At 33.3% G+C, this 20,046-nt stretch carries 16 protein-coding genes; 3 read left to right on the top strand and 13 right to left on the bottom strand.

Annotated elements, in window-relative coordinates:
* Positions 1-2 precede the first annotated feature (2 nt).
* A complete protein-coding gene (locus H526_RS0118555) occupies positions 3-557 on the top strand; it encodes a hypothetical protein (protein ID WP_027394379.1) in 555 nt (184 codons plus the stop codon).
* On the opposite strand, the gene nadD is transcribed toward H526_RS0118555, so the two are convergent.
* The 9 genes from nadD to hemH all read right to left on the bottom strand — a co-directional run bounded on the left by nadD (position 548) and on the right by hemH (position 11,464).
* On the bottom strand, positions 548-1,129 hold the full coding sequence (gene nadD, locus H526_RS0118550; protein ID WP_027394378.1) for a nicotinate (nicotinamide) nucleotide adenylyltransferase: 582 nt from the start codon (positions 1,127-1,129) through the stop codon (positions 548-550). The two genes, H526_RS0118555 and nadD, sit on opposite strands and share 10 nt — an antisense overlap.
* 13 nt (positions 1,130-1,142) lie before the next feature.
* Positions 1,143-1,715 carry a guanylate kinase gene (gmk, locus tag H526_RS0118545; protein ID WP_027394377.1) on the bottom strand — a complete coding sequence of 191 codons (573 nt, stop codon included), beginning with the start codon at positions 1,713-1,715 and terminating at the stop codon, positions 1,143-1,145.
* 71 nt (positions 1,716-1,786) lie between these two features.
* Positions 1,787-2,653, bottom strand: a complete 867-nt coding sequence (locus tag H526_RS0118540; protein WP_027394376.1) for a YicC/YloC family endoribonuclease — start codon at positions 2,651-2,653, stop codon at positions 1,787-1,789.
* A 106-nt stretch (positions 2,654-2,759) separates the two neighbouring features.
* The gene (locus tag H526_RS0118535) at positions 2,760-3,305 is read right to left on the bottom strand and encodes a GNAT family N-acetyltransferase (protein ID WP_027394375.1); all 546 of its coding nucleotides are present in this window, start codon (positions 3,303-3,305) and stop codon (positions 2,760-2,762) included.
* Between the two features lie 21 nt (positions 3,306-3,326).
* Positions 3,327-3,878, bottom strand: a complete 552-nt coding sequence (locus tag H526_RS0118530) for a CopD family protein (RefSeq protein ID WP_027394374.1) — start codon at positions 3,876-3,878, stop codon at positions 3,327-3,329.
* A gap of 3 nt (positions 3,879-3,881) precedes the next feature.
* Positions 3,882-6,947 (bottom strand): VPS10 domain-containing protein, encoded by a 3,066-nt coding sequence (locus H526_RS0118525; RefSeq protein ID WP_051336325.1) that lies wholly within the window; start codon positions 6,945-6,947, stop codon positions 3,882-3,884.
* 244 nt (positions 6,948-7,191) lie between these two features.
* Entirely contained in the window at positions 7,192-8,934 is a 1,743-nt protein-coding gene (locus H526_RS0118520) for a CocE/NonD family hydrolase (RefSeq protein ID WP_027394372.1), read from the bottom strand.
* A gap of 104 nt (positions 8,935-9,038) precedes the next feature.
* Positions 9,039-10,427 (bottom strand): MATE family efflux transporter, encoded by a 1,389-nt coding sequence (locus H526_RS0118515; RefSeq protein ID WP_027394371.1) that lies wholly within the window; start codon positions 10,425-10,427, stop codon positions 9,039-9,041.
* The gene (gene hemH / locus H526_RS0118510; protein WP_027394370.1) at positions 10,424-11,464 is read right to left on the bottom strand and encodes a ferrochelatase; all 1,041 of its coding nucleotides are present in this window, start codon (positions 11,462-11,464) and stop codon (positions 10,424-10,426) included. Before hemH ends, H526_RS0118515 begins: the two co-directional genes overlap by 4 nt.
* 225 nt (positions 11,465-11,689) lie before the next feature.
* Between hemH and H526_RS0118505 the strand changes: the two genes are divergently transcribed.
* Positions 11,690-11,872, top strand: coding sequence for a hypothetical protein (locus H526_RS0118505; RefSeq protein WP_027394369.1), 183 nt, complete (start codon positions 11,690-11,692; stop codon positions 11,870-11,872).
* Position 11,873: 1 nt separating this feature from the next.
* On the opposite strand, the gene H526_RS0118500 is transcribed toward H526_RS0118505, so the two are convergent.
* The 3 genes from H526_RS0118500 to H526_RS0118490 all read right to left on the bottom strand — a co-directional run bounded on the left by H526_RS0118500 (position 11,874) and on the right by H526_RS0118490 (position 17,459).
* Entirely contained in the window at positions 11,874-12,761 is an 888-nt protein-coding gene (locus H526_RS0118500; protein ID WP_027394368.1) for a helix-turn-helix domain-containing protein, read from the bottom strand.
* A 124-nt stretch (positions 12,762-12,885) separates the two neighbouring features.
* Positions 12,886-13,326, bottom strand: a complete 441-nt coding sequence (locus tag H526_RS0118495) for a T9SS type A sorting domain-containing protein (protein ID WP_027394367.1) — start codon at positions 13,324-13,326, stop codon at positions 12,886-12,888.
* Between the two features lie 65 nt (positions 13,327-13,391).
* Positions 13,392-17,459, bottom strand: coding sequence for a di-heme oxidoredictase family protein (locus H526_RS0118490; RefSeq protein ID WP_027394366.1), 4,068 nt, complete (start codon positions 17,457-17,459; stop codon positions 13,392-13,394).
* 302 nt (positions 17,460-17,761) lie between these two features.
* Between H526_RS0118490 and H526_RS0118485 the strand changes: the two genes are divergently transcribed.
* Positions 17,762-19,123, top strand: a complete 1,362-nt coding sequence (locus tag H526_RS0118485; protein ID WP_035086039.1) for a DUF2314 domain-containing protein — start codon at positions 17,762-17,764, stop codon at positions 19,121-19,123.
* A 5-nt stretch (positions 19,124-19,128) separates the two neighbouring features.
* Here H526_RS0118485 and H526_RS0118480 read toward each other — a convergent pair whose 3' ends face one another.
* Entirely contained in the window at positions 19,129-20,022 is an 894-nt protein-coding gene (locus tag H526_RS0118480; protein WP_027394364.1) for an AraC family transcriptional regulator, read from the bottom strand.
* Positions 20,023-20,046: the final 24 nt, after the last annotated feature.

Raw genomic sequence — 20,046 nt, 5'->3', positions numbered from 1 at the left:
TTATGGAAAGAAAAGGTTTCTTCCTAGTTGTAATTACTTTATTTTATATTTCATTTGTTTCTGGCCAAGATAAATCAAGAGTAAATTCAAAATCTCAAGATAGCATTACAGAAATGGGGTATAGGACAAATTCTCTTTCTACTACCTATAAACGATTTTCGGCACGAGTTGGTGCAGGTGTTCAGAATTCTTTTTATTCAGAAATTGGATTATCAAGACATACCTGCACTTATAGTGATGTTGGTTTTTTTTCTAATGATTATTATGTTGCTATAGAATGGACTCCCATAAGTGGTAATGATGTTTATGGAGTAAAAATAGGATATGAAATAAATATGATCCCTTTACTAAATCTTGGTGTAGAGGGAAAATACCAAACTAATTTTGACACTAATGATTTTGTAATTACCCCTAAGATTGGTCTAGGTATTTTCGGTGATGTAAATATATTTTATGGTTACAATATATCAACTAATGGAAATCCGTTTCCTGATATAGGAACACATCAATTCTCTGTAGTTCTTAATTTACATAAGAATTTTTTAGGTTATCTGTAGAAATTCATTTCATCAATATATTCCCACACTTCTTTGGATAATAGTGGTCTGATGTTTTTGTCTTCAGAAATGGCTTTTCGTATAAAGGTTGAAGAAATTTCCATAATAGGGGCATTGACTTTTTGAATCTTAATATGATTCTTGAATTGATGATCCGTTATGCCTTCAGAAATTCGAGGATATACATAAACATTGTGATTTTCTAGAATAACCTCGTAGTTTTTCCATTTATGGAAGCTTTTAAGGTTGTCCTCTCCCATAATCAAATTGAATTGATGGTTATCATACTTTTCTTGTAGATGTGCTAATGTGTGAACTGTATAATTTGGCTGAGGTAGTTTAAATTCAATATCACTTGGTTTTAGTTTAGGATAGGATTCGGTAGCTCTATAGACCATTTCTAATCTATGATTATTATCCAATAGGGAGCTCTTCTTTTTAAAAGGGTTATGGGGTGTTACGACCATCCATATTTCATCAAGATCAGAATATTCTGCCATATGATTCGCAATAGCCAAGTGACCTACATGAATAGGGTTAAATGTTCCGAAGTATAAACCTATTTTTTTCATTAGAAATCTATATTTATCCTAAAATAAATTTTTTGACTAGTTGTAACACTTCTGCTTTTGCTTTTTCTAAATCATCATTGGTAACGATAGCATCAAACTGTGGAGCAGTAGCTAATTCAGTAGACGCTTTGGCAACTCGCATATTGATTTTATCTTCTGATTCAGTTTTACGTTTTTTAAGGCGAATTTTTAATTCTTCAATACTTGGTGGTTTTACAAAAATAGCTAATGTACGATCAGGATAGATTCTTTTAATATCTAATCCTCCAACTACATCAATATCAAAAATTACATGCTTTCCTTTGTCCCAGATACGTTGCACTTCTTTTTTTAGGGTGCCGTAAAAATTATCTCGGTATACTTCTTCCCATTCTAAAAACTCATCTGCTTTGATTTTGTCTTTAAACTCTCTTAAAGAAAGAAAATAATAATCTTTTCCGTGTACTTCTGCACCTCGCGGTTCTCTAGAAGCAGCAGAAATAGAAAAATCTAAATTTAATTCTTCTTTATGTAGTAAATATTTAACTAAAGTAGTTTTTCCACTGCCTGATGGTGCAGACAATACTATAAGTTTTCCTTGTTTCATCTATATAAATTTTACCAGAAGGGTAAAGGATTATGTAAATCCACTTTTTTATAAAATATAGTCCTAAATCGCTATAAAATATTTAGCAACTGTTCTTTGATTTTTTCTAATTCATCTTTCATCTGAACTACCAGTTGTTGCATTGGAGCATAATTAGATTTACTTCCAATAGTATTAATCTCTCGACCAATTTCTTGTGTAATGAATCCTAATTTTTTACCATTAGAATCTTTAGTATTTATAGTGGTAGTAAAGTATTCTAAATGGTTGGCAAGTCGTACTTTTTCTTCTGTGATATCAAATTTTTCTAAATAATATACCAATTCTTGTTCAAAACGATTTTCGTCAACTTGTTCCTTTAATTCAGAGACTGCTTTGTGTAAACGTTCTCTAACTACTTCGATACGCTCTGGATCAATTGCAATTACTTTTTCAAGTAAATCCCCAATGTTTTTAACGCGAGTAATAAAATCCTTTTCTAAAGCTTTTCCTTCATCAAGCCTATAGTTTTCTATAGCTTTAAGAGCATCAGATAAACCTCCTTTTATAGCTTCAAATTCCTTTTTATCAACTTCCGCACGCTCTGTTTTTAAAGCATCTGGCATTCGAACGGCCATTTTTATCAACTCTAATTCTTCTTGCTTAGCATAAACAGAGATAGAACCTAGTTGTTTCATGTAATCTTTTACTATAGATTCATTGATTTTAGTAGAGTTTTCTTCTCCAGTTACTTCTACATATAAACTAAAGTCTACTTTACCTCTTTCTAAGGTTTTAGCAATGGTTTTACGCATTTCCAGCTCTTTTTCACGATATTGAGAAGGTATTCTAGTGTTTAGGTCTAAGTTTTTGCTGTTTAAAGATTTTACTTCAATAGTAATTTTCTTTGTAGGAAGTTGAAGGATAGACTTCCCAAAACCTGTCATTGATTTGATCATATGCTTATATCAGTACTGGATTAAAAAATTACACGAAGATACATAAAAGTAGTGAGGTGAAGCTCTTGAGAATGATTTTAGGCGTGATCTAGATGATTTTTAGTAGTTATACCTCTCTGTACATAATAATTTTATCAATATATACATCTTTTTCTAGAAAGAAATTAGGAATAATACCTGATTGTGTAAAGCCAGTTTTCTTATATAAAGCAATTCCAGATTGATTACTTTCATATACTTCTAACCAAATTACTTTTAATATTTCGTTTTGATGTGCCCAATCTATTGCGTTTTGAAGCAATAATGTTCCAATGCCTTGATTTTGCCACTGCGTATGAATTCCCATTCCGATCATTCCAGTATGTTCCATTTTTTTTCGCCAACTTCCTGTGAGATCTATATTTCCGATCATTACATCATCACATAAGGCTACCAAAATAATACTGTTTTTCTCTGACTGAAACCTTTCTATAAAATCTCTCTCTTGATCAATGTCATTTGGATATTCGTTTTCAAATAAAGGGAGCGTCTCAGTATTTTTTAGATATTGAAGTTTTAGTTTTAATAAATTTGACGCATCATCAGATACTGCTTGTCTTATTGTGACAGTATGATTATTTTTTATTGAATATGTTTTTGGGAAAAAGCTCAATTGTAATGGGAAACTATATTTTTAAGCATTTGGATTTTTTTCTCTTATTCTTTTGTAAAACTTTATTCCAAGCATTAATAAAATAGCAAGCAATAGAATACCAACAACTCCATAAATCCAATTAACTGCATCTCTAACAATTACTAAAAATATAACAGCAAAGAGTATAATGGTAGCTCCTTCATTCCATAACCTCATTTGATTAGAGGTCCATGTAACAACACCAATTTGTAGTTGTTTGAATATCTGATGGCTTTTAAGATGGTATATAATTAGTAAAACAACAAACCCTAGTTTTACGTGCATCCAAGGAAGATCTAAAAGCATAGGCCTTAAAATCAAAAGACAAATGGCAAAAGTTGTTGCTAATATCGCTGATGGCCATGTGATAATATACCATAAGCGTTTAGCCATTAATTTTAGTTGATTACCTAAAATCTCTTTATCAGGAGAAGGTTTTTGAGAGGCTTCGATTTGATAAATAAACAATCTAGGGATATAGAAAAGCCCTGCAAACCATGTAATAACAAAGATTAGGTGCAGGGCTTTTATATAGTTATAGTATTCTTGCATGTATTACTCTACAAAAAGATAATTAAGCTGCAAGGTATTGAATTCTGAGTTAAAGCTTTTTATTTCTTCCGAAATTAATTTATCAAAAGAGTTTAGTTGCTCATTAATCTGTTTGGTAAGTTCATTTTTTACAGCTATATCTTGTTCCGTTGGTCCAAAATCTCCCATTCCCACTAATGAATTTAGATGCCCTAATTTATTGGTCAATTTTATAGGAAAATTTAAAGGGTCCTGACCACTTCGGTTTTTAGTTTGATATAGTGCTTTCTCGATTTCTCCAAACTGCTTTTGTAAATCTTTAGCTTTAGTAACTAAATCTTTTGTCTTGTCATCATCTTTATATTGTTTCGAGAAAGATTTTAATTGATTGTTGATCTTCCTTATTTTTTTGATGGACTGATGTGCTTTGTCTACCATTTCATTTACGCTAGTAATAAAATCGAATTGCTGTTGCATTTGTTGCGCTGTAGCTTCTGCTCTTGGATCTGCTAAAATGGTAAACGGTTGCGAAACCTTTTTTCCATTTACATTTAAGCTTACCTTATAATTTCCAGGAACAGCTTTAGGACCATCAAGATTTGCCCACCATAAAATCATTCCTTTTAATTTTTCTGCACCAGCACCACGCATATTCCAGTTAAATTGATTGGCTCCTTTTTTTAGATCACTTAATTTGTCTTTTTTCTCTTTTGATTTGGTACTAAAAGATTTGATAGTATCGCCTTTAGTATTAAAATATGTTAATGAAACGGTATCTTTTTCTTTATCAAAGTTCTTAAGGTTAAAATAAGTAATTACACCGCTAGGATGATTGGTTCCTTCAGTTTTAGAACCTTTTCTTCCACCACCACGCATTCTATATGTATTTTTAGGTTTGAATAAGATGTTTTCTTGAGTTTTTAAACTATTACTAAGTTGGTGTAATACGGTAAGATCATCGATGATCCAAAGACTTCTACCTTGCGTTGCTACTATCAAGTTATTGTCTTTAATGACAAGGTCTGTTATTGGTACAATAGGAAGATTTAATTGAAATGGTTTCCAGCTTATACCGTCGTTAAAAGAAATGTACATTCCTGTTTCTGTACCGGCGTATAATAGTCCTTTTCGTTTTGGATCTGCACGAAGTACACGTGTAAAATGTTCACCATCTATTCCACTAGTAATTTTAGTCCAAGATTGTCCATAATTTGTAGTTTTATAAAGATATGGAGCAAAATCCCCGGACTTATAACGAGTACCAGCAATATAACAAGTTCCCTCGTCAAAACTACTAGGTTCTATGCTATTGATCATCATCCATTCTGGCATCCCTTTGGGAGTCACATTACTCCAGTTTTTTCCACCATCTTTACTTACATGAACTAATCCATCATCACTTCCGGTCCATAATAATCCTTCTTTTATAGGACTTTCAGCAGCAGCAAAAATAGTACAGTAATATTCAACAGATGTATTATCTTGAGTAATTGGACCTCCAGAAGATTTAAGTTTGCTTGGGTCATTTCTAGTAAGATCAGGGCTAATTACTTTCCAGCTTTGACCTTCATTTTCGGTTACGTGAACCTGATTTGAAAAAGTATATAATCTATTTGGATTGTGTTTTGAAAACATAATCGGAAAATTCCATTGAAAACGATATTTCATGTCTTCTGCTCCATGCCCCATTGGGTTGTCTGGCCAAACACTAATAGATCTTACGGTTTCGGTTTTATGATTTACTCTAGTTAAGAACCCGTCGTAACTACCTCCATAAACAATGTCGTTATCTTTTGGGTCTATAGCAATGTGTGCAGATTCTCCTCCTGCTGTAGATTCCCAATCATCTTCAGAAATAGACCAACCTGTGCTTCTGTGATTAATTCTAATAGTAGAATTATCTTGTTGCGCTGCATAAATTCTATAAGGAAAACTATTATCGGTGGTAACTCTGTAAAATTGAGAAGTTGGCTGATTATGGTATGTACTCCAAGTTTCACCACCGTCATAAGTGATCTGCGCACCACCATCATCACCAATAACCATTCGTTTAGGATTTTCTGGAGCGATCCATAAATCATGATGATCGCCGTGTGGTGCTCTAAAACTACTAAAGTTTTTTCCACCATCTTTACTTTTATGGTAAGATACGTTAACTACATATACGACATCTTTGTCTTTTGGATCAGCGTAAATACGAGAATAATACCAAGCACGTTGACGAAGACTGCGATCACTATTAAGTTGACTCCAAGTTTCGCCGCCATCATCACTTCTATAAACACCACCTTTTTCCTTATTTTCTACAATTGCCCATACTCTTTCACTATTAACAGGAGAAACGGTAACTCCCATAATCCCTAAGGTGTCTTTTGCAAAACCTTTGTTTTTAGATATTTCTTTCCAATTTTTTCCACTATCTGTACTTTTCCATAGTGCAGAACCATTACCTCCAGAGCTTAAGCTGTAAGGTGTTCTTCTTGCATTCCAAGTCGATGCATACAGAATTCTAGGATTATTAGGATCTAATGTTAGATCCACTGCACCAGCATTTTGATTAGCAAATAATACTTTATTCCAAGTCTTTCCACCATCAATACTTTTATAAACACCGCGATCTTGAGTAGGTTTATAAATATTTCCTAGAACACCGGCATATACAATATCTGGATTGGTTGGGTGTATCGCTATTCTTGGAATATGCCTACTTTTAGGAAGACCAGATTGGTTCCAAGTTTTTCCAGCGTCTACGCTTTTCCATACTCCATAACCAGAAGATACATTTCCGCGAAGTGTTTTTTCACCACCACCAACATAAATAACATTAGGATCACTTTTAGAAACAGAAATAGAACCAATCGATCCTCCGAAAAAACCATCAGATATATTTTCCCAGGTACGTCCACCGTCGGTTGTCTTCCATACACCACCACCAGTGGCTCCAAAATAAAAAAGATTTGGTTTTCCAGGAACACCTGTTACAGCGGCACTTCGGCCTCCTCTAAAAGGACCAACTAATCGATATTCTAATGCATCGTATAGTTCCTCGTTAAATGTTTGCGCGTTTAATGATGAAAAATTGCCAATCATAAGAATAGCAATCAGAGTAAGTGTAAAAATTCTTGAGTACATTTAGTTGAGTTTAGAGATTATGCCTTAGTACATAAAAATTCATAATTAGTAGATTTGATGGTCTACTAAAATCTGGAATAAATGGCTATTGAGAAAGATTTTCACGTAATTTTAACCTTAGTTGATTCAATTGCTATTTTTGATAGTATGATTTTAAATCTATTTATACTAATGTTAATCTGTTTTAGAAGAATTTCCTAGATTACTTTTTACTATTTATAGGGATCTTTATGTAACTGGGGTTTTCTGGAGAATGATAAATTGTGATTTCTGCTTTTTTAGCATCTTCTTTTGTTTCCAGCGAAACGTCTTTGCCAGAGTTATAATTTTTTTGTAGATACTTAGAGTTTATAGAATTGATAGAAAAAATAAATCTACTTCCTTTTTTTAATTCAAGAGCTGTGATAAACGGTGTATCAAATTTACAGAAGAAGACTTCATCAGGCACTGCTAATTTTGGTTGATTCAATCCCTCGCGATATCTTAACCGAAGCATATCAGATCCTATATATTTAACTTGGCCAGCTTCATTAACTACGTTTAGTGAAACTTGTAGATCTGTATCAGGAACATCTAAAGATATATATAGCCCTACTTCGAATCTTCCGATTATTGTGGTGGTGTTATCTAGTTTATTAGAGACATATAGTATTCTTCCTTTTTCTTCTATTGGTATCGGTGCTGTATAGTAATCCGATCCCGAATAACTTGCTGTATTTTCCGTATCCAAAGGATCATATGCAATAATATCAGTGTCAGGCACTGAGGATATTTGGGGTGAAAGATGTCCCGGATCAATTAATAATTTTGCATCAGAATTTGGACTAGATAAGTAGTAAGTGATCGTGTCATTTGAAATAGCATCCATTTGATTGGCGTACATCCACTTGTTTTGGCCCATTATATAATAGTTTACCCGATCTTTTAAGAACCTTGGTTTTTTCTCATTTTTGAGTGTCCAATTAAACCATTCCAAATGGAGTTTTTTCATATCCAGTTTAGAATCACTTCCGAAGGTAAGACCTCCCAATTCCGTTTCTGGTTTACGTGTGCCGGCATGAGACCAAGGTCCAAAAATTAAATAATGATTGGTTTTACCCGCTGGATTTCCGTATTTCATATGATCTTCATAATAGGTCATTGCACCTGGTTGGTCAGCATCAAAAGCTCCTGTTATGGTAAGAATAGGTAGATCAAATGATTCATATTCTTTTGGAGTAGGATAAAAATTTTGCCAGTATTCATCAAAATCTGGATGAGAAATCCAGGTTTGAAAAACGGGATTACGTTTGTTTAGTGCTAGGAGATCCCAATCTTTATATGGAATAAACTCTTTATATTTTTTAGTCGCTTTATTACTCCAAAAAGTTCCATTATTAAACAAATTGTTATTTCTACTTTTACCACCTGTAAAATTTAACCATTGTAGAGCATAGTTACTAAATATTCCATCATATTTTGGAAAGTCAATACCTGGTCCAACTGCTGCAGTGGGGACAATGGTTTTAAGTGCTGTTGGTTTATTCTTTAAGGTCATCCATTGGACCATACCTCGATACGACCCTCCCATCATACCAATGTTTCCATTACACCAATCCTGTTGACTTATCCATTGGACGGCATCATAACCGTCCATCCCATCTTTTTCAAATGGTCTATATTCTCCTTCAGAATTTCCTCTACCTCTAAGATCGAGTGTAATAAAGACATAACCCTCCTTGGCAAAGTACATTCCTCTTTCAACTGCCTCATCATTAACATATGGTGTATATATAAGTATTACCGGATACGATTTTTTAGTAGTGTTAGGAAAATAGATGTTTGCAGATAGTTTGATACCATCCCTCATCGGAATATTTTGATAGAGTTTTATGTCTATATCCTGTGTGTAAACTGACGTCCAATTAATAAATACCAGAATAATAATGACGAAGGTTTGTTTCATTCAATACATTTTTTATTATTGATAACAATGTTGTAAAGGATATTTCAAAACTAAAATCTAAATATAGAAAATAAAATATTTGATTTATCTAGTGCTTATATTAATTAAACATTTTTTGGAAGCACCAAAGTTTTTCTAACCTCTCTATTTAAGTAATATCCCGTAAGAATTGTAGAGAGTACATCGGCTATAGGGAACGCAATCCAAACTCCAAAAACTCCAAAAAATGTAGGTAATAATAGGATAAGTGGAATTAAAAAGAAGCCTTGTTTTGTCAAGCTTAGCAATAGTGCAGGGATTACTTTTCCTATAGACTGAAAATATGCTGATCCTATAAGTTGTACAATGATTACAGGAGTTGCAAGAAAAACAATTCGTAATGCTGAAGGAGTCCTATTTAGGATCTCTTTGTTATTTGCAAGTGTTTCAGGATCTAATGATTCTTTAGTGCTCACAAAAATAGAGATAAACTGTTGCGGGAAAACCATGATAATGGTAAATATTAAAATAGCTAGTATTCCTCCATAAGTGATAGACGTATTAATAGATTCTCGGACACGTTGAAATTTCTCTGCTCCATAATTATATCCGGCAATTGGCATAAATCCTTGATTAACACCAATTACAGGGAATAAAGCAAACATCAGTACTGTTCTGATAATTCCGTAAGATGCGATATCTAATTCATCACCATAATTACCAAGTACATTATTTAATAGAATTCCCAAAACAGCAATGGTGCCCTGTCTGGCTAAGGTTACAAAGCTTAAACCACTTATTTCATTTACAATTTTCTTTTTTAGTTTTATGCATTCTAGATTTAATCTTAGTTCGCTTTTAGCAACAAAAAACCATAGTATAAATCCAAAGCAAATAGCATAGCTAATAAAAGTGGCCCAGGCTGCTCCTTCCATTCCATATCCCAAAACATTAATTAAAATATAATCTAGAAAAATATTACCTATAGCTGGTAATATCATAGCGACCATCGCAAATTTTGGTTTGCCTTCTGCGCGAATTACATTATTACCCATCATAGACATGGATAACATCACAATACCATACAGAACAATTTTATAGTATACAAGAGCGTATTCTTTAAAAGATTCTTCGGCCCCCAGAAAACCAATAAAAAAATCTTGAAATAATAATCCAATTAATGCTAATGAACCAGAAATTAAAAAAGTAAGTGTCGTCTGATTTCCAAAAACCCTTAATGCTTTATCTTGATCTCCAGATCCTAATGCCCTTGATAAAACGGAACTGCCTCCAATACCTATTGCTAAACCAATAGCTCCTATAAAAAAAGTAAAAGGAAGAACTACTTGTACTGCCGAAATTGCTAACCCGCCTATCCAGTTTCCTAAAAAAGCAGTATCAACGATCATGTTTAGTGACATGACTAATATTCCTATGGATGCAGGAACAGCTTGCTGTATTAAGAGTTTCCCAATGGGTTGTGTTCCTAAAGCTTCAGAGCTTGTTTTTGTCATTTTAGAACTGGGGTTTTAGCTTCAGCCCACTCATTAACCCAATTCCCCAAAACATCAGACCAATCATCACGATCATTAAGACAAGGGATTGTAGTGAATTCTTTACCACCAACTTCGTGAAAAATTTCTTCGCCTTCCATGGCTATTTCTTCAAGTGTTTCTAAACAATCAGAAACGAATGCCGGAGTAACAATTGCCATTTTTTTAATTCCTTCTTTTCCCATTCTTTCGATAGTTCTATCTGTATAAGGTTGTAACCAAGGATCGAAACCTAATCTAGATTGAAATGATGTAGAATATGTGCCATTCTTTAATCCTAATTTTTTAGCTACTTGTACAGTTGTCATTTCACATTGGTGACGATAACAAAATTCGTGTTGTACGGATCCTTTTTTAAAACAACATTTCCCATCCATTTTACAGTTTCCGTTACTAACATCGCTTTTCCTTATATGTCTTTCTGGAACTCCATGATAGCTAAATAGAAGATGTTCATAGTCTAAATCTTTAATTTTTTCAGCAATACTATTAGACAATACTTCAATATATTCCTTCTTATCATAAAATGCAGGAATATCCGTAAATTTCATTTGCGGAAAATGTTCCTTTCGTAATTCTTCGGCAAGTACTAAAATAGTTTCGGTGGTTGCCATTGCAAATTGGGGATACAAAGGAATTATTAGAACTTCGTCCACTCCTTTGTCATGTAATTCTTGTAATCCTTTTTTGATGTTTAGAGATCCATATCTCATTGCTAACCCAACAGGAATTGAAGTTCGCTCAGCTACTTTTTTCTGTAGTCTTTCAGAAAGAACAATAAGCGGAGAACCTTCATCCCACCATATTTTTTTATAAGCTGCTGCGGATTTTTTTGGACGTGTATTAAGGATTATACCTTTAACCAATAAAGTTCTTGCCCATAATGGTACATCTATAACACGGGGATCCATTAAAAATTCGCCAAGATATTTCTTTACATCTTTTGGATCCGTACTATCAGGGGATCCTAAATTGACAAGAAGTACTCCTTTACTCATAATTTTTCTTTTTCGAGAGGTAAAAATACAAACTATTCTATGGATAGATCATAAAATTATAATAAGACTTATTGATAGCATGATTGTTGATAATATGCTGGAATAAATGTATAAGACGCTCATGTTTTTTGTTGTTTGTAAATTTTATTGGCAAGTTAAATTATTATAAACAAGGAACTCTCAGATAATATTTTCTTATTTTTATAATATCAAAAAAGCATTGAGATGAAACGTATTATTGTAGACGTAGAAAAGGATAAATTACCCTTTATCCTAGAATTGTTGGAGCATTTCGAGTTTGTATCCGTATTAGGAGGTGCGGATGAGGATGATAAGGGAATGTATGATTCTATAGTTTCTTTACAAAAAGGAGAAGGAATTCCTGTTAAGGAACCATTAGACCAATAAGTTAACTAAGATTCATGACATATTTTTTTGGGGTAGTCCCAAATTTCTTTTTAAATGCAGCTATAAAGTGGCTTGCTGTGCTATATCCTATATCCAACCCAATTTCACTAACGGAGTGTTTTTTTGAAATTAATAGTTTACAAGCAATTTTCATTTTGTAATTCAATGCGAAATTGTAAATCGTTGTTCCATATATTGCTTTAAATCCAATCTTAAGTTTTTTTAATGGTAATGATACTTCATTTGATAGTTCTATTAGGGTTGGGGGTTCACAGATCCTAGTGATAATTATATCATGAGCTTGTTTTATATTTAGGATATCTTTTTGACTTAATTGGGGGCTATTATTTTTTTGATTGCTAACTTCCGTATTATGTATAAAGAGACTGAGTATTTCGTAAGCTTTTGCTTTTATAAATAGTTCTTTGATTGTATTTTTTGATTTTTCTGTTAAGACCTGAAACATAGCCAAAGTGCATGAGGAAGAAGTTGAAAATTCTTTATAATAATATTCATTAGCACTATTTAATAATAATGAAGTTAAATCCTTCCCAGAAGCAAATAATAGTTTTAATTTTTTTATAGTCAATAATATGCTGATAATTATAGAATCACTATTAGGGGCAAAACTAAATGGTGCTTCAGATCCAGAATAGAGAACACATATAGATTTTCCGTTATTTAAAGTTCGTGATGAGTTGTTTTGATCTTTCAAAAGGACAGAACCTTTTACACAGAAATGAATTTGAAAATATGTTTCATTAGTGTCATTGCTATTTTGAAAATTGATTTTTGAATTTTCTCTTTTTGTTATTAATAGGTAGAAACCATTTTCAATCGTTATTGATTTTTCAAAGATGGTATTTTTGTCTTTTTTTTTGGTGTTCATAAAGCTTCATCAGTTATATTTCATTATCATTTTACATAATCGAAATATTAAAAGAAAAAGAGAAGGTTGTTTGGTAATGAATAATTTAAATTTGTGCACAACCTTCCCTCAGTCAAAACAAAAGCTATTTAGTAAACAATAATTTCTTAGTGATTTTTTCTTTTCTTTTCGTGTCGTAATATATCATAAAGTATAGTCCAGCTTCTAGATTGACGTTAATCGTCATATGGTTTGATTTAGCACTAGAAGGTTCTATAATTTTTACGATTGCACCTAGTTGGTTTACGATTTTTATTTTTCCTGTAATTTCTCTGTTATATGTAATAGAAAAATTTCCATTTTTTATTGGACTCGGATAGACTGTAAGCTGAGATTCTTTTATATTGTCGAAATCATCTGACCTGTTTATTTCGCAATTATTGGCTTGTTGTTGGTTTTCCCAACATACTCCACACCCAGAAATAGGTCTGCAGGGAGGGCATTCTACTATTGGATTTACACTTACTTGACTAAATCCATACTGAACTATGCAGGAAAATGTTAGAAATATGATTAATTTTTTCATTGTATCTGTTTTTTGAAAGAAAAGGAGAGATATTTAAATTAATTACCTCTCCTAATCCTAGAGTTTTAAAGAGTTTTTAAGAATTTAATTAAGTTTGCTTTTTCCGAAGCACTTAAGCTATTATAGGCTGCTCTAGAACCATTAGCTTCTCCACCGTGAGCTTGGATGGCTTCTTCAAGTGTTGTTGCTCTACCATCGTGCATAAACAGCAATGCTTTTCCGTTTCTTTCCAAAAGATCAATATTTCGTCCTAATCCCCAAAGCGGAGGAGTTCTGTATGTATCATCCGTAACGGTATGCATTTTCATATCGGTATAAGGTCTGATGATAAGATTACGGAATTCTGGAGGTGCAGAACTAGTTGTTCTTTGCGTTGGAGAGTGACAAGTAGTACATCCAATTGTATTAAAAGATTTATCACCTTCTTCCACGCCAGGAATATCATAAGCTCCAGGACTTCTTGTTGGCACTGTTAAGAATTCTGTATATGCAACGAGTTGTCTTAAGTCTTTAGTTGGAATATCAGTATCAGGATTAATGCCGTGATCATTGATTAACGCATTTTTCACTTGCTGTTCTACAGTAGGAACATCACCATTCCATGTAAGTTTTGCTTCTGCTCCGGCAATGTATTGCAAGATACCTACGCCGTATACTGGTGGAGGAACTCTCATTTCTCCATCGCGAGTTCTTTCTAGTTTAGAACCTCTTCCATCTCTAAAATGACATTCTTGACAATTTGTAGTACCTATATTTACTTCTCCTAAAATGTTGCCAGGATCATTACCATTACGTCTGTGTCTAACTCCGTGAAAGATATGATGTCCTTCTAGAAAGTCATCTACATCATCTTCACTAGTTAGTGTGATAATGTGCTGCGTAAATATTGCATCAGCTTCCATTTGCACATGTGAACCGAATCCCGGTAATACCATATATGTACTTGCTTTTCCTGCAAGTGATAGTCTTGGATCTCCTAAAGTATTTAGTCCTTCACCTATTACATAGTTTTGGAATGTATTATAGGTTTGTGCACCACTACCTCCAGTAACTGCGGTAATTTCATAAGTTACAATATTACCATATCCCCATTTTCCAGCATCTTGACCAGCGCTTTTTGCATAGGTTGGAGGAGAGGAGTCTCCCTTTTCCATGTAATCGATTCGCACTACTTGCGCATTATCCACATCACCATGAGGGTGAGTTGTATTTGAATTGCCTCGTGTTAATCTTGGATCTATGATTAATCCGCTAGCTGCATCAGTAAAGATAGTATTGTATCGATCCATATTTCTTAATAGATCAGAGTTATGTTGAGCATCAAAAACAGCCTCAGTAATACCGTCTTGAGCATGCGGATGTCTAAATCTCATCCAATTTGCTCCTTCTCTAGTTATTGTTGGTCTATTATCTGGATCGATTCTTTGACCTGCTGTGGTAAATAATCCTGAGTATACATATCGATCTCCGGGATCGTTTGTAGTATTTCCTTGTTTTTTGTATCTAAAGAAATAATAGAAATCTCCTGCGTCTTTACAAGCACTAGGAACAGAGGCTGTTCCAGTAACTTGAACACTACTAAAGGTAACTTGATTACAGGAACAATGGAACTCAAAATCGGGGTTTCCTCCAGATTGAATTTGAACAACATTTCCTACTCTTACGCTTACTGTACTTAAATCATTTGCTAGATCAAAGGCAAAACCTTGAGCTGCGTCTGAACCTATAATTGGAGTTGGTAAAGCGGGTCTTGGGTAATTTACTAATGGAATATCTCCACAAGGATTATCAGGACAAGGAGCACAGTTGGGTCCTCCACAATCTACTCTTTCTTCACCTTGATTTAGAATACCATCTGAACAAGTAGGTAATGGGCCTCCTTCAAGAATCTTAAACTCTCCTAAGAAAATTGGACAATCATTATTTCCCCATCGTACCCAAATATTATAATTGTCAGGAGCTAGGTTATTAATAGTGAATGATTCTGCAGTATCTGCAGAAGAGTGTGGATATGTATTTCCGTCGTCAATACTAAACTCCAGTGTACTTCTTGCTGCTACATCGTCAAACTCGAATGTTATGATACCGTCATTTTCATTTTCTACACTTTCGTTGGAAACAGAAATACTAGCATTAGGATTAGGTGTGCCGTTACAAACTTCATCACACCCAATATTACAATTGCTTCCGCCGCAATCTACTCCAGTTTCATCACCGTTTTGTATACCGTCGTCGCAGGTTGGACATGCATTACAATCAGGACCTCCGCAATCAATACCTGTTTCATTTCCATTTAGTACGCCATCGCTACAGGTAGGTACAAAATAACATTGATCTTCTCCTGCTATCACATTAAATTCTACATTTGGAGCACCTTGAATTGCAAGATTATACGTCTCTCCAATAGTTACGGGAATTATTCTTTGGTAATAGCCATCTTCAAGTTTATCAGGAGCAACACATCCATTAAATCCCGGTCCAGTACACATATAAAGTGCTTGACCAAGTTCAGCACTTGAGTAGATTACACCTTGACCATCAATGATTGTTAATCCATAATCACCACATGTTCCTCCATCTATTGGTGGATTGTCATTATCGCACGGTTCACAATTAAGACCACCACAATCAATTTCAGTTTCTCCTTGATTTTGTATGCCGTCGTTACAGGTCGGTTCAGGATCCGAAGTATTTATTACTAGGTGCCACACTCCGCCGATTTCATCACCGTTGGTATCCCCAGGAGTAGTATCATTAGTATAATAGTAGAGCGGTTTATTATTATAAGTAACTTGCAGGGTTCCGTCACATCTTGCAGAAATTCCAAACCCTAAATCGAAGGTGTTATTCACCTGAGTTGTTATGATAAGTTCTTCTGGATTTTCTACTGTAACTGGTGGCCAGTTAGTTTCACAATTATCATAACAATCACTAAAAGGTAGTGATTCATTATCATTATCAAAGGTGTATAAACTAAACCCTGGTTGGGTAGCATCTTGTCCTCCAACGAGTATAATTCCTTTTTCTGAGTTATTATCGAGGGCTATTACAGGGTTTCTTGTAGGGTTTGTATCGTCGCATTCTTCACAGTTGGGTCCTCCACAGTCTATTTCAGTTTCTCCATTATTTAGAATTCCATCGTTACAGGTTTCTATAGGAGGGTTGTCACAAGGCTCACAATTAGGTCCTCCACAATCTATTTCAGTTTCTCCTTGATTTAGAATTCCATCATCGCAGGTTGGATCAGGATTTTGTCCATCACCACTGAATGTAAGTTCATCTACATTCATTGCCGCATCGCCATTTTGATATTTAATTTCAAAGGTTGCCCCTTCTGGAATATTTATATTTATGGTCGCTGTTGTGTAATTACCTACCCAACTACCATTAGATGAGAAGTTAATATTTCCAGCCTCGTTTTCATTAACAAATACCGATAAGGTACCAGATTGTTGAGATGCATATTTTATAGTTACCGAGTTTGCAGAAGGCACATTTTGTAATCTAAATCCAGCACCAACATCACTTATATATGCTACGCCACTTCCTTGGCTAGCTGCTTGATCATTGTAATACTGAGCACTTCCTAATAAGCTTCCTGATTCTGCTTGTATTGTGGTTTCATTGTTAGGATTAGCACAAGGTAAACAATTAGGTCCACCACAATCAATTTCAGTTTCCCCTTGATTTTGAATACCATCGGAACACCTAGGATCCGCATTATTGTCACCATCAATTTGTTGAGCCACGACTGTAATAATATCAGATATAAATTGTCCTCCTACGGAAGAACTTATTTTGATTTGTATTTGATAGCTTTCACCTTCGATTGCAGAAATAGTTCTTTCCCATCTATTGGTTTGCGTATTGAGTGCTCCATCTACACAATTGTTGTTAAGACAAAGGAAATTAAAAGAATCGGTCCATTCCGGTTGATTTTCAAAATATAATGTAGCCGTATTTCCATTGATTTCTATACCACTATTTTCTGTGGTGGATTGCGCGAATACAAAATTAAATGATAAGAGTATTACCAAAAAAGAAAGTAGTGGTTTGAGCATTTTTTTGCTCCATATTTTTAGCAGATAAATATCTGGATCGTAAAGATAATTTAAGGTGTGTGTGTTTGGCATGATTATTAAAATTTGTGAGTTTCGTATTAAAAAATACCTACCGATGATAATTATGTAGGTTATTTAACAAAAATACCTTGACATTGACAAAAACCATTGATTGACAGCTACTTCTATAATTCATTGGAAATACGTTTTTGCTACGCAAAAGTTTGAAAACTGTAAGAAAATGACGAAACCTGTATGAATTGAATTTTTTAGAAGTGCGCAACTTATTACCTTTAGAGAGATTATAATATGAATAGTGTGTTTGGTGAGGAGATAAAATTAGATACTAGTGGACATGCTTTTAATACTTTTTTATGAATAGATATATCTCAGATACCATGAAATCTTCAATTTTACTTTTCATTGTGATCGTTTTTAATTCTTGTATTAATGAAAGTAAATATGAAGAAAAAGAGAAACGAATTTCTATTTTGAACGAAAACTTCATGAATAGTTATGGGGTGTACTCCCTTAATGAAAATGATAATATCTCTAAAAAACAGTTTCGAGAATTGGCAGATAAATTTCTATTTGGATATTCTGAATTTAAAAATAGAAATGAGCGTAGAAATAGATTGGGATATTATATAGAAGAAATAAATGTTTTGGAAGGAGTATTGACGCCTCCTGAGGTATCGTATCTAAATAGTTACGGAAAAGAACTATCTGTTTTAGAACAAAAAAATGTTCAAAAGTGTACAAGTATATTTACGATTACGTTTTATGGAAGTAACAAAGAGGCTTTAAAAGAACAAAGAAATATTCAAGAATTTATATATAGGCTTATTGAGGGGAGGGATGTTGTAATAGCGGATTTTGGAACTTTAGAATATTTTAATTCAAATTCTTGGGAGAAATATAGAGTGCAAAATTTTAGAGATATCCCCGAAAATGTAATGGATCAGGTATTGGTAAATTTGAGTAGTAATAATAAAGGGAATTGTAGAGCAGTGACTTTTGGTATGGAGAAGTTTTGTCTTCCGGATATATCCATAGATAATTTTTTGTGTCTAGAAAAAAAGAAATATTCTGATTTATTAATAGCAGTTACTCAGACATTGGTGGGGCACCCTGAGATTCATAATGACTCAACGATCACGATAGGATTAGGGGATATAAAAAATAAAAGATGGAATAATTATTTTAAAGATGTAAGAAAAGAAAAGGATCTAAAAATTAATCTGAAGCTAAAATTAATCACTCCTAAACTAGGGGACAAAAATAATAAGCAATTTTTAATTGTTCATAATGATCAAAACTCTTCTGATGCTGAGAAAAAAGTTAATCAATTGTTTATTACTAAGGATGTAATCAGTTATGCTAGGCACGATGAACAATTATTGAATGTGAGCAGTAAAGCAAGGGAAAGATTACCGGAATTAAAAAATATTTTCAATTCAAAACAAGGTGATGAAATTTCTATTCTTTTGAAAGCTCCTTTTACTACCAGTAAAAATACAAAGGAATGGATTTGGGTAAGAATAATTGAATGGAATGATCAATCGATAAGAGGAGCATTGTATAATACTCCAATTAATATACCTGATTTCAAAGAAGGTGTCATGGTTTCTATTCTTGAGTCTGATGTCTTTGATTACATTTATAAAAAACCGGATGGAACTATTGAAGGAAACGAAACTGAAAAACTGATATTATCAGGAACTACCATAAAATAAATGAACTATCGCCCTAATCCCATCACGTATTTTTTGGGAGTGGTGCCAAATTTCTTTTTAAATGCAGCTATAAAGTGGCTTGCTGTGCTATATCCTACTTTTAATCCTACTTCATTAACATTATGACTTCCCGAAGCTAATAATTGACGAGCTACTTCCATCTTGTAATCAAATAAAAAAGCATATACTGGTTCTCCATAAATTTGTTTAAAACCATCTTTGAGCTTGCTAAGGGGTAATCCAATTTCTTTAGACAACTCTTGAAGTGTTGGAGGTTCTGCCATTTTCGAAATAATAATTTCCTTTGCTTGTTTGATTTTAAGAACATTTTCTTCGTCAACAAGAAAAGGACATTGATCAATATCCGCATCTTCTGGTTTATTAAAATATAAACTTAATAATTCATAAGATTTGCCTTTAAAATACAATAGCTTGATAGAATTATGTAAATTATAATTTAAAATTTGGTTTAGAACTACGACCATAGAAGGAGAAACATCTGTATCGGTATAATATTTTTTATCTCTATTTCCCTCTCCCAAAAATGGAATATAGTCTGCTTCTTTTGAAAATAAAGAATGAAATTTTTTAATGGAAATTAGAAGAGATATCAAACAAGAATCTTTTTCCATCTCTAGGTTCATTGGTAAATCACGTTGTGGATTGTAAAGCAGAAGAGATTTTTTTTCTGGTAGCGGTATTGCATAGCTTCCATTATTAAAATTAAATTTCATGCTACCTTTAATACAGAAATGAAATTGAATATAACTACTATCAATATCTCTTATAATACGTTGACTATCATTAGTTTCATTTTGAAACTTGAGAATATAAAAACCATCCTCTATAATGGTTTCTTCAAGAATTCCTGGAGCGTTATTTTTTAATTGTATTTCCATATTTACAATAATATTTATTTAGAA

Origin of the sequence: Aquimarina latercula DSM 2041, from assembly GCF_000430645.1 — a bacterium.
Classification (GTDB): Bacteria; Bacteroidota; Bacteroidia; order Flavobacteriales; family Flavobacteriaceae; genus Aquimarina; species Aquimarina latercula.
Note: the sequence above shows the minus strand (reverse complement) of the source record. Positions and strands in the feature narration are given on the sequence as shown.

What these genes read in the sequence shown, in the direction of transcription:
- hemH (WP_027394370.1), bottom strand. Translation starts at nt 11,464, where the DNA reads ATGAGTAAAGGAGTACTTCTTGTCAATTTAGGATCCCCTGATAGTACG.
- H526_RS0118520 (WP_027394372.1), bottom strand. Translation starts at nt 8,934, where the DNA reads ATGAAACAAACCTTCGTCATTATTATTCTGGTATTTATTAATTGGACG.
- H526_RS0118515 (WP_027394371.1), bottom strand. Translation starts at nt 10,427, where the DNA reads ATGACAAAAACAAGCTCTGAAGCTTTAGGAACACAACCCATTGGGAAA.
- H526_RS0118530 (WP_027394374.1), bottom strand. Translation starts at nt 3,878, where the DNA reads ATGCAAGAATACTATAACTATATAAAAGCCCTGCACCTAATCTTTGTT.
- H526_RS0118540 (WP_027394376.1), bottom strand. Translation starts at nt 2,653, where the DNA reads ATGATCAAATCAATGACAGGTTTTGGGAAGTCTATCCTTCAACTTCCT.
- H526_RS0118495 (WP_027394367.1), bottom strand. Translation starts at nt 13,326, where the DNA reads ATGAAAAAATTAATCATATTTCTAACATTTTCCTGCATAGTTCAGTAT.
- gmk (WP_027394377.1), bottom strand. Translation starts at nt 1,715, where the DNA reads ATGAAACAAGGAAAACTTATAGTATTGTCTGCACCATCAGGCAGTGGA.
- H526_RS0118490 (WP_027394366.1), bottom strand. Translation starts at nt 17,459, where the DNA reads ATGCCAAACACACACACCTTAAATTATCTTTACGATCCAGATATTTAT.
- H526_RS0118505 (WP_027394369.1), top strand. Translation starts at nt 11,690, where the DNA reads ATGAAACGTATTATTGTAGACGTAGAAAAGGATAAATTACCCTTTATC.
- H526_RS0118555 (WP_027394379.1), top strand. Translation starts at nt 3, where the DNA reads ATGGAAAGAAAAGGTTTCTTCCTAGTTGTAATTACTTTATTTTATATT.
- nadD (WP_027394378.1), bottom strand. Translation starts at nt 1,129, where the DNA reads ATGAAAAAAATAGGTTTATACTTCGGAACATTTAACCCTATTCATGTA.
- H526_RS0118500 (WP_027394368.1), bottom strand. Translation starts at nt 12,761, where the DNA reads ATGAACACCAAAAAAAAAGACAAAAATACCATCTTTGAAAAATCAATA.
- H526_RS0118480 (WP_027394364.1), bottom strand. Translation starts at nt 20,022, where the DNA reads ATGGAAATACAATTAAAAAATAACGCTCCAGGAATTCTTGAAGAAACC.
- H526_RS0118485 (WP_035086039.1), top strand. Translation starts at nt 17,762, where the DNA reads ATGAATAGATATATCTCAGATACCATGAAATCTTCAATTTTACTTTTC.
- H526_RS0118525 (WP_051336325.1), bottom strand. Translation starts at nt 6,947, where the DNA reads ATGATTGGCAATTTTTCATCATTAAACGCGCAAACATTTAACGAGGAA.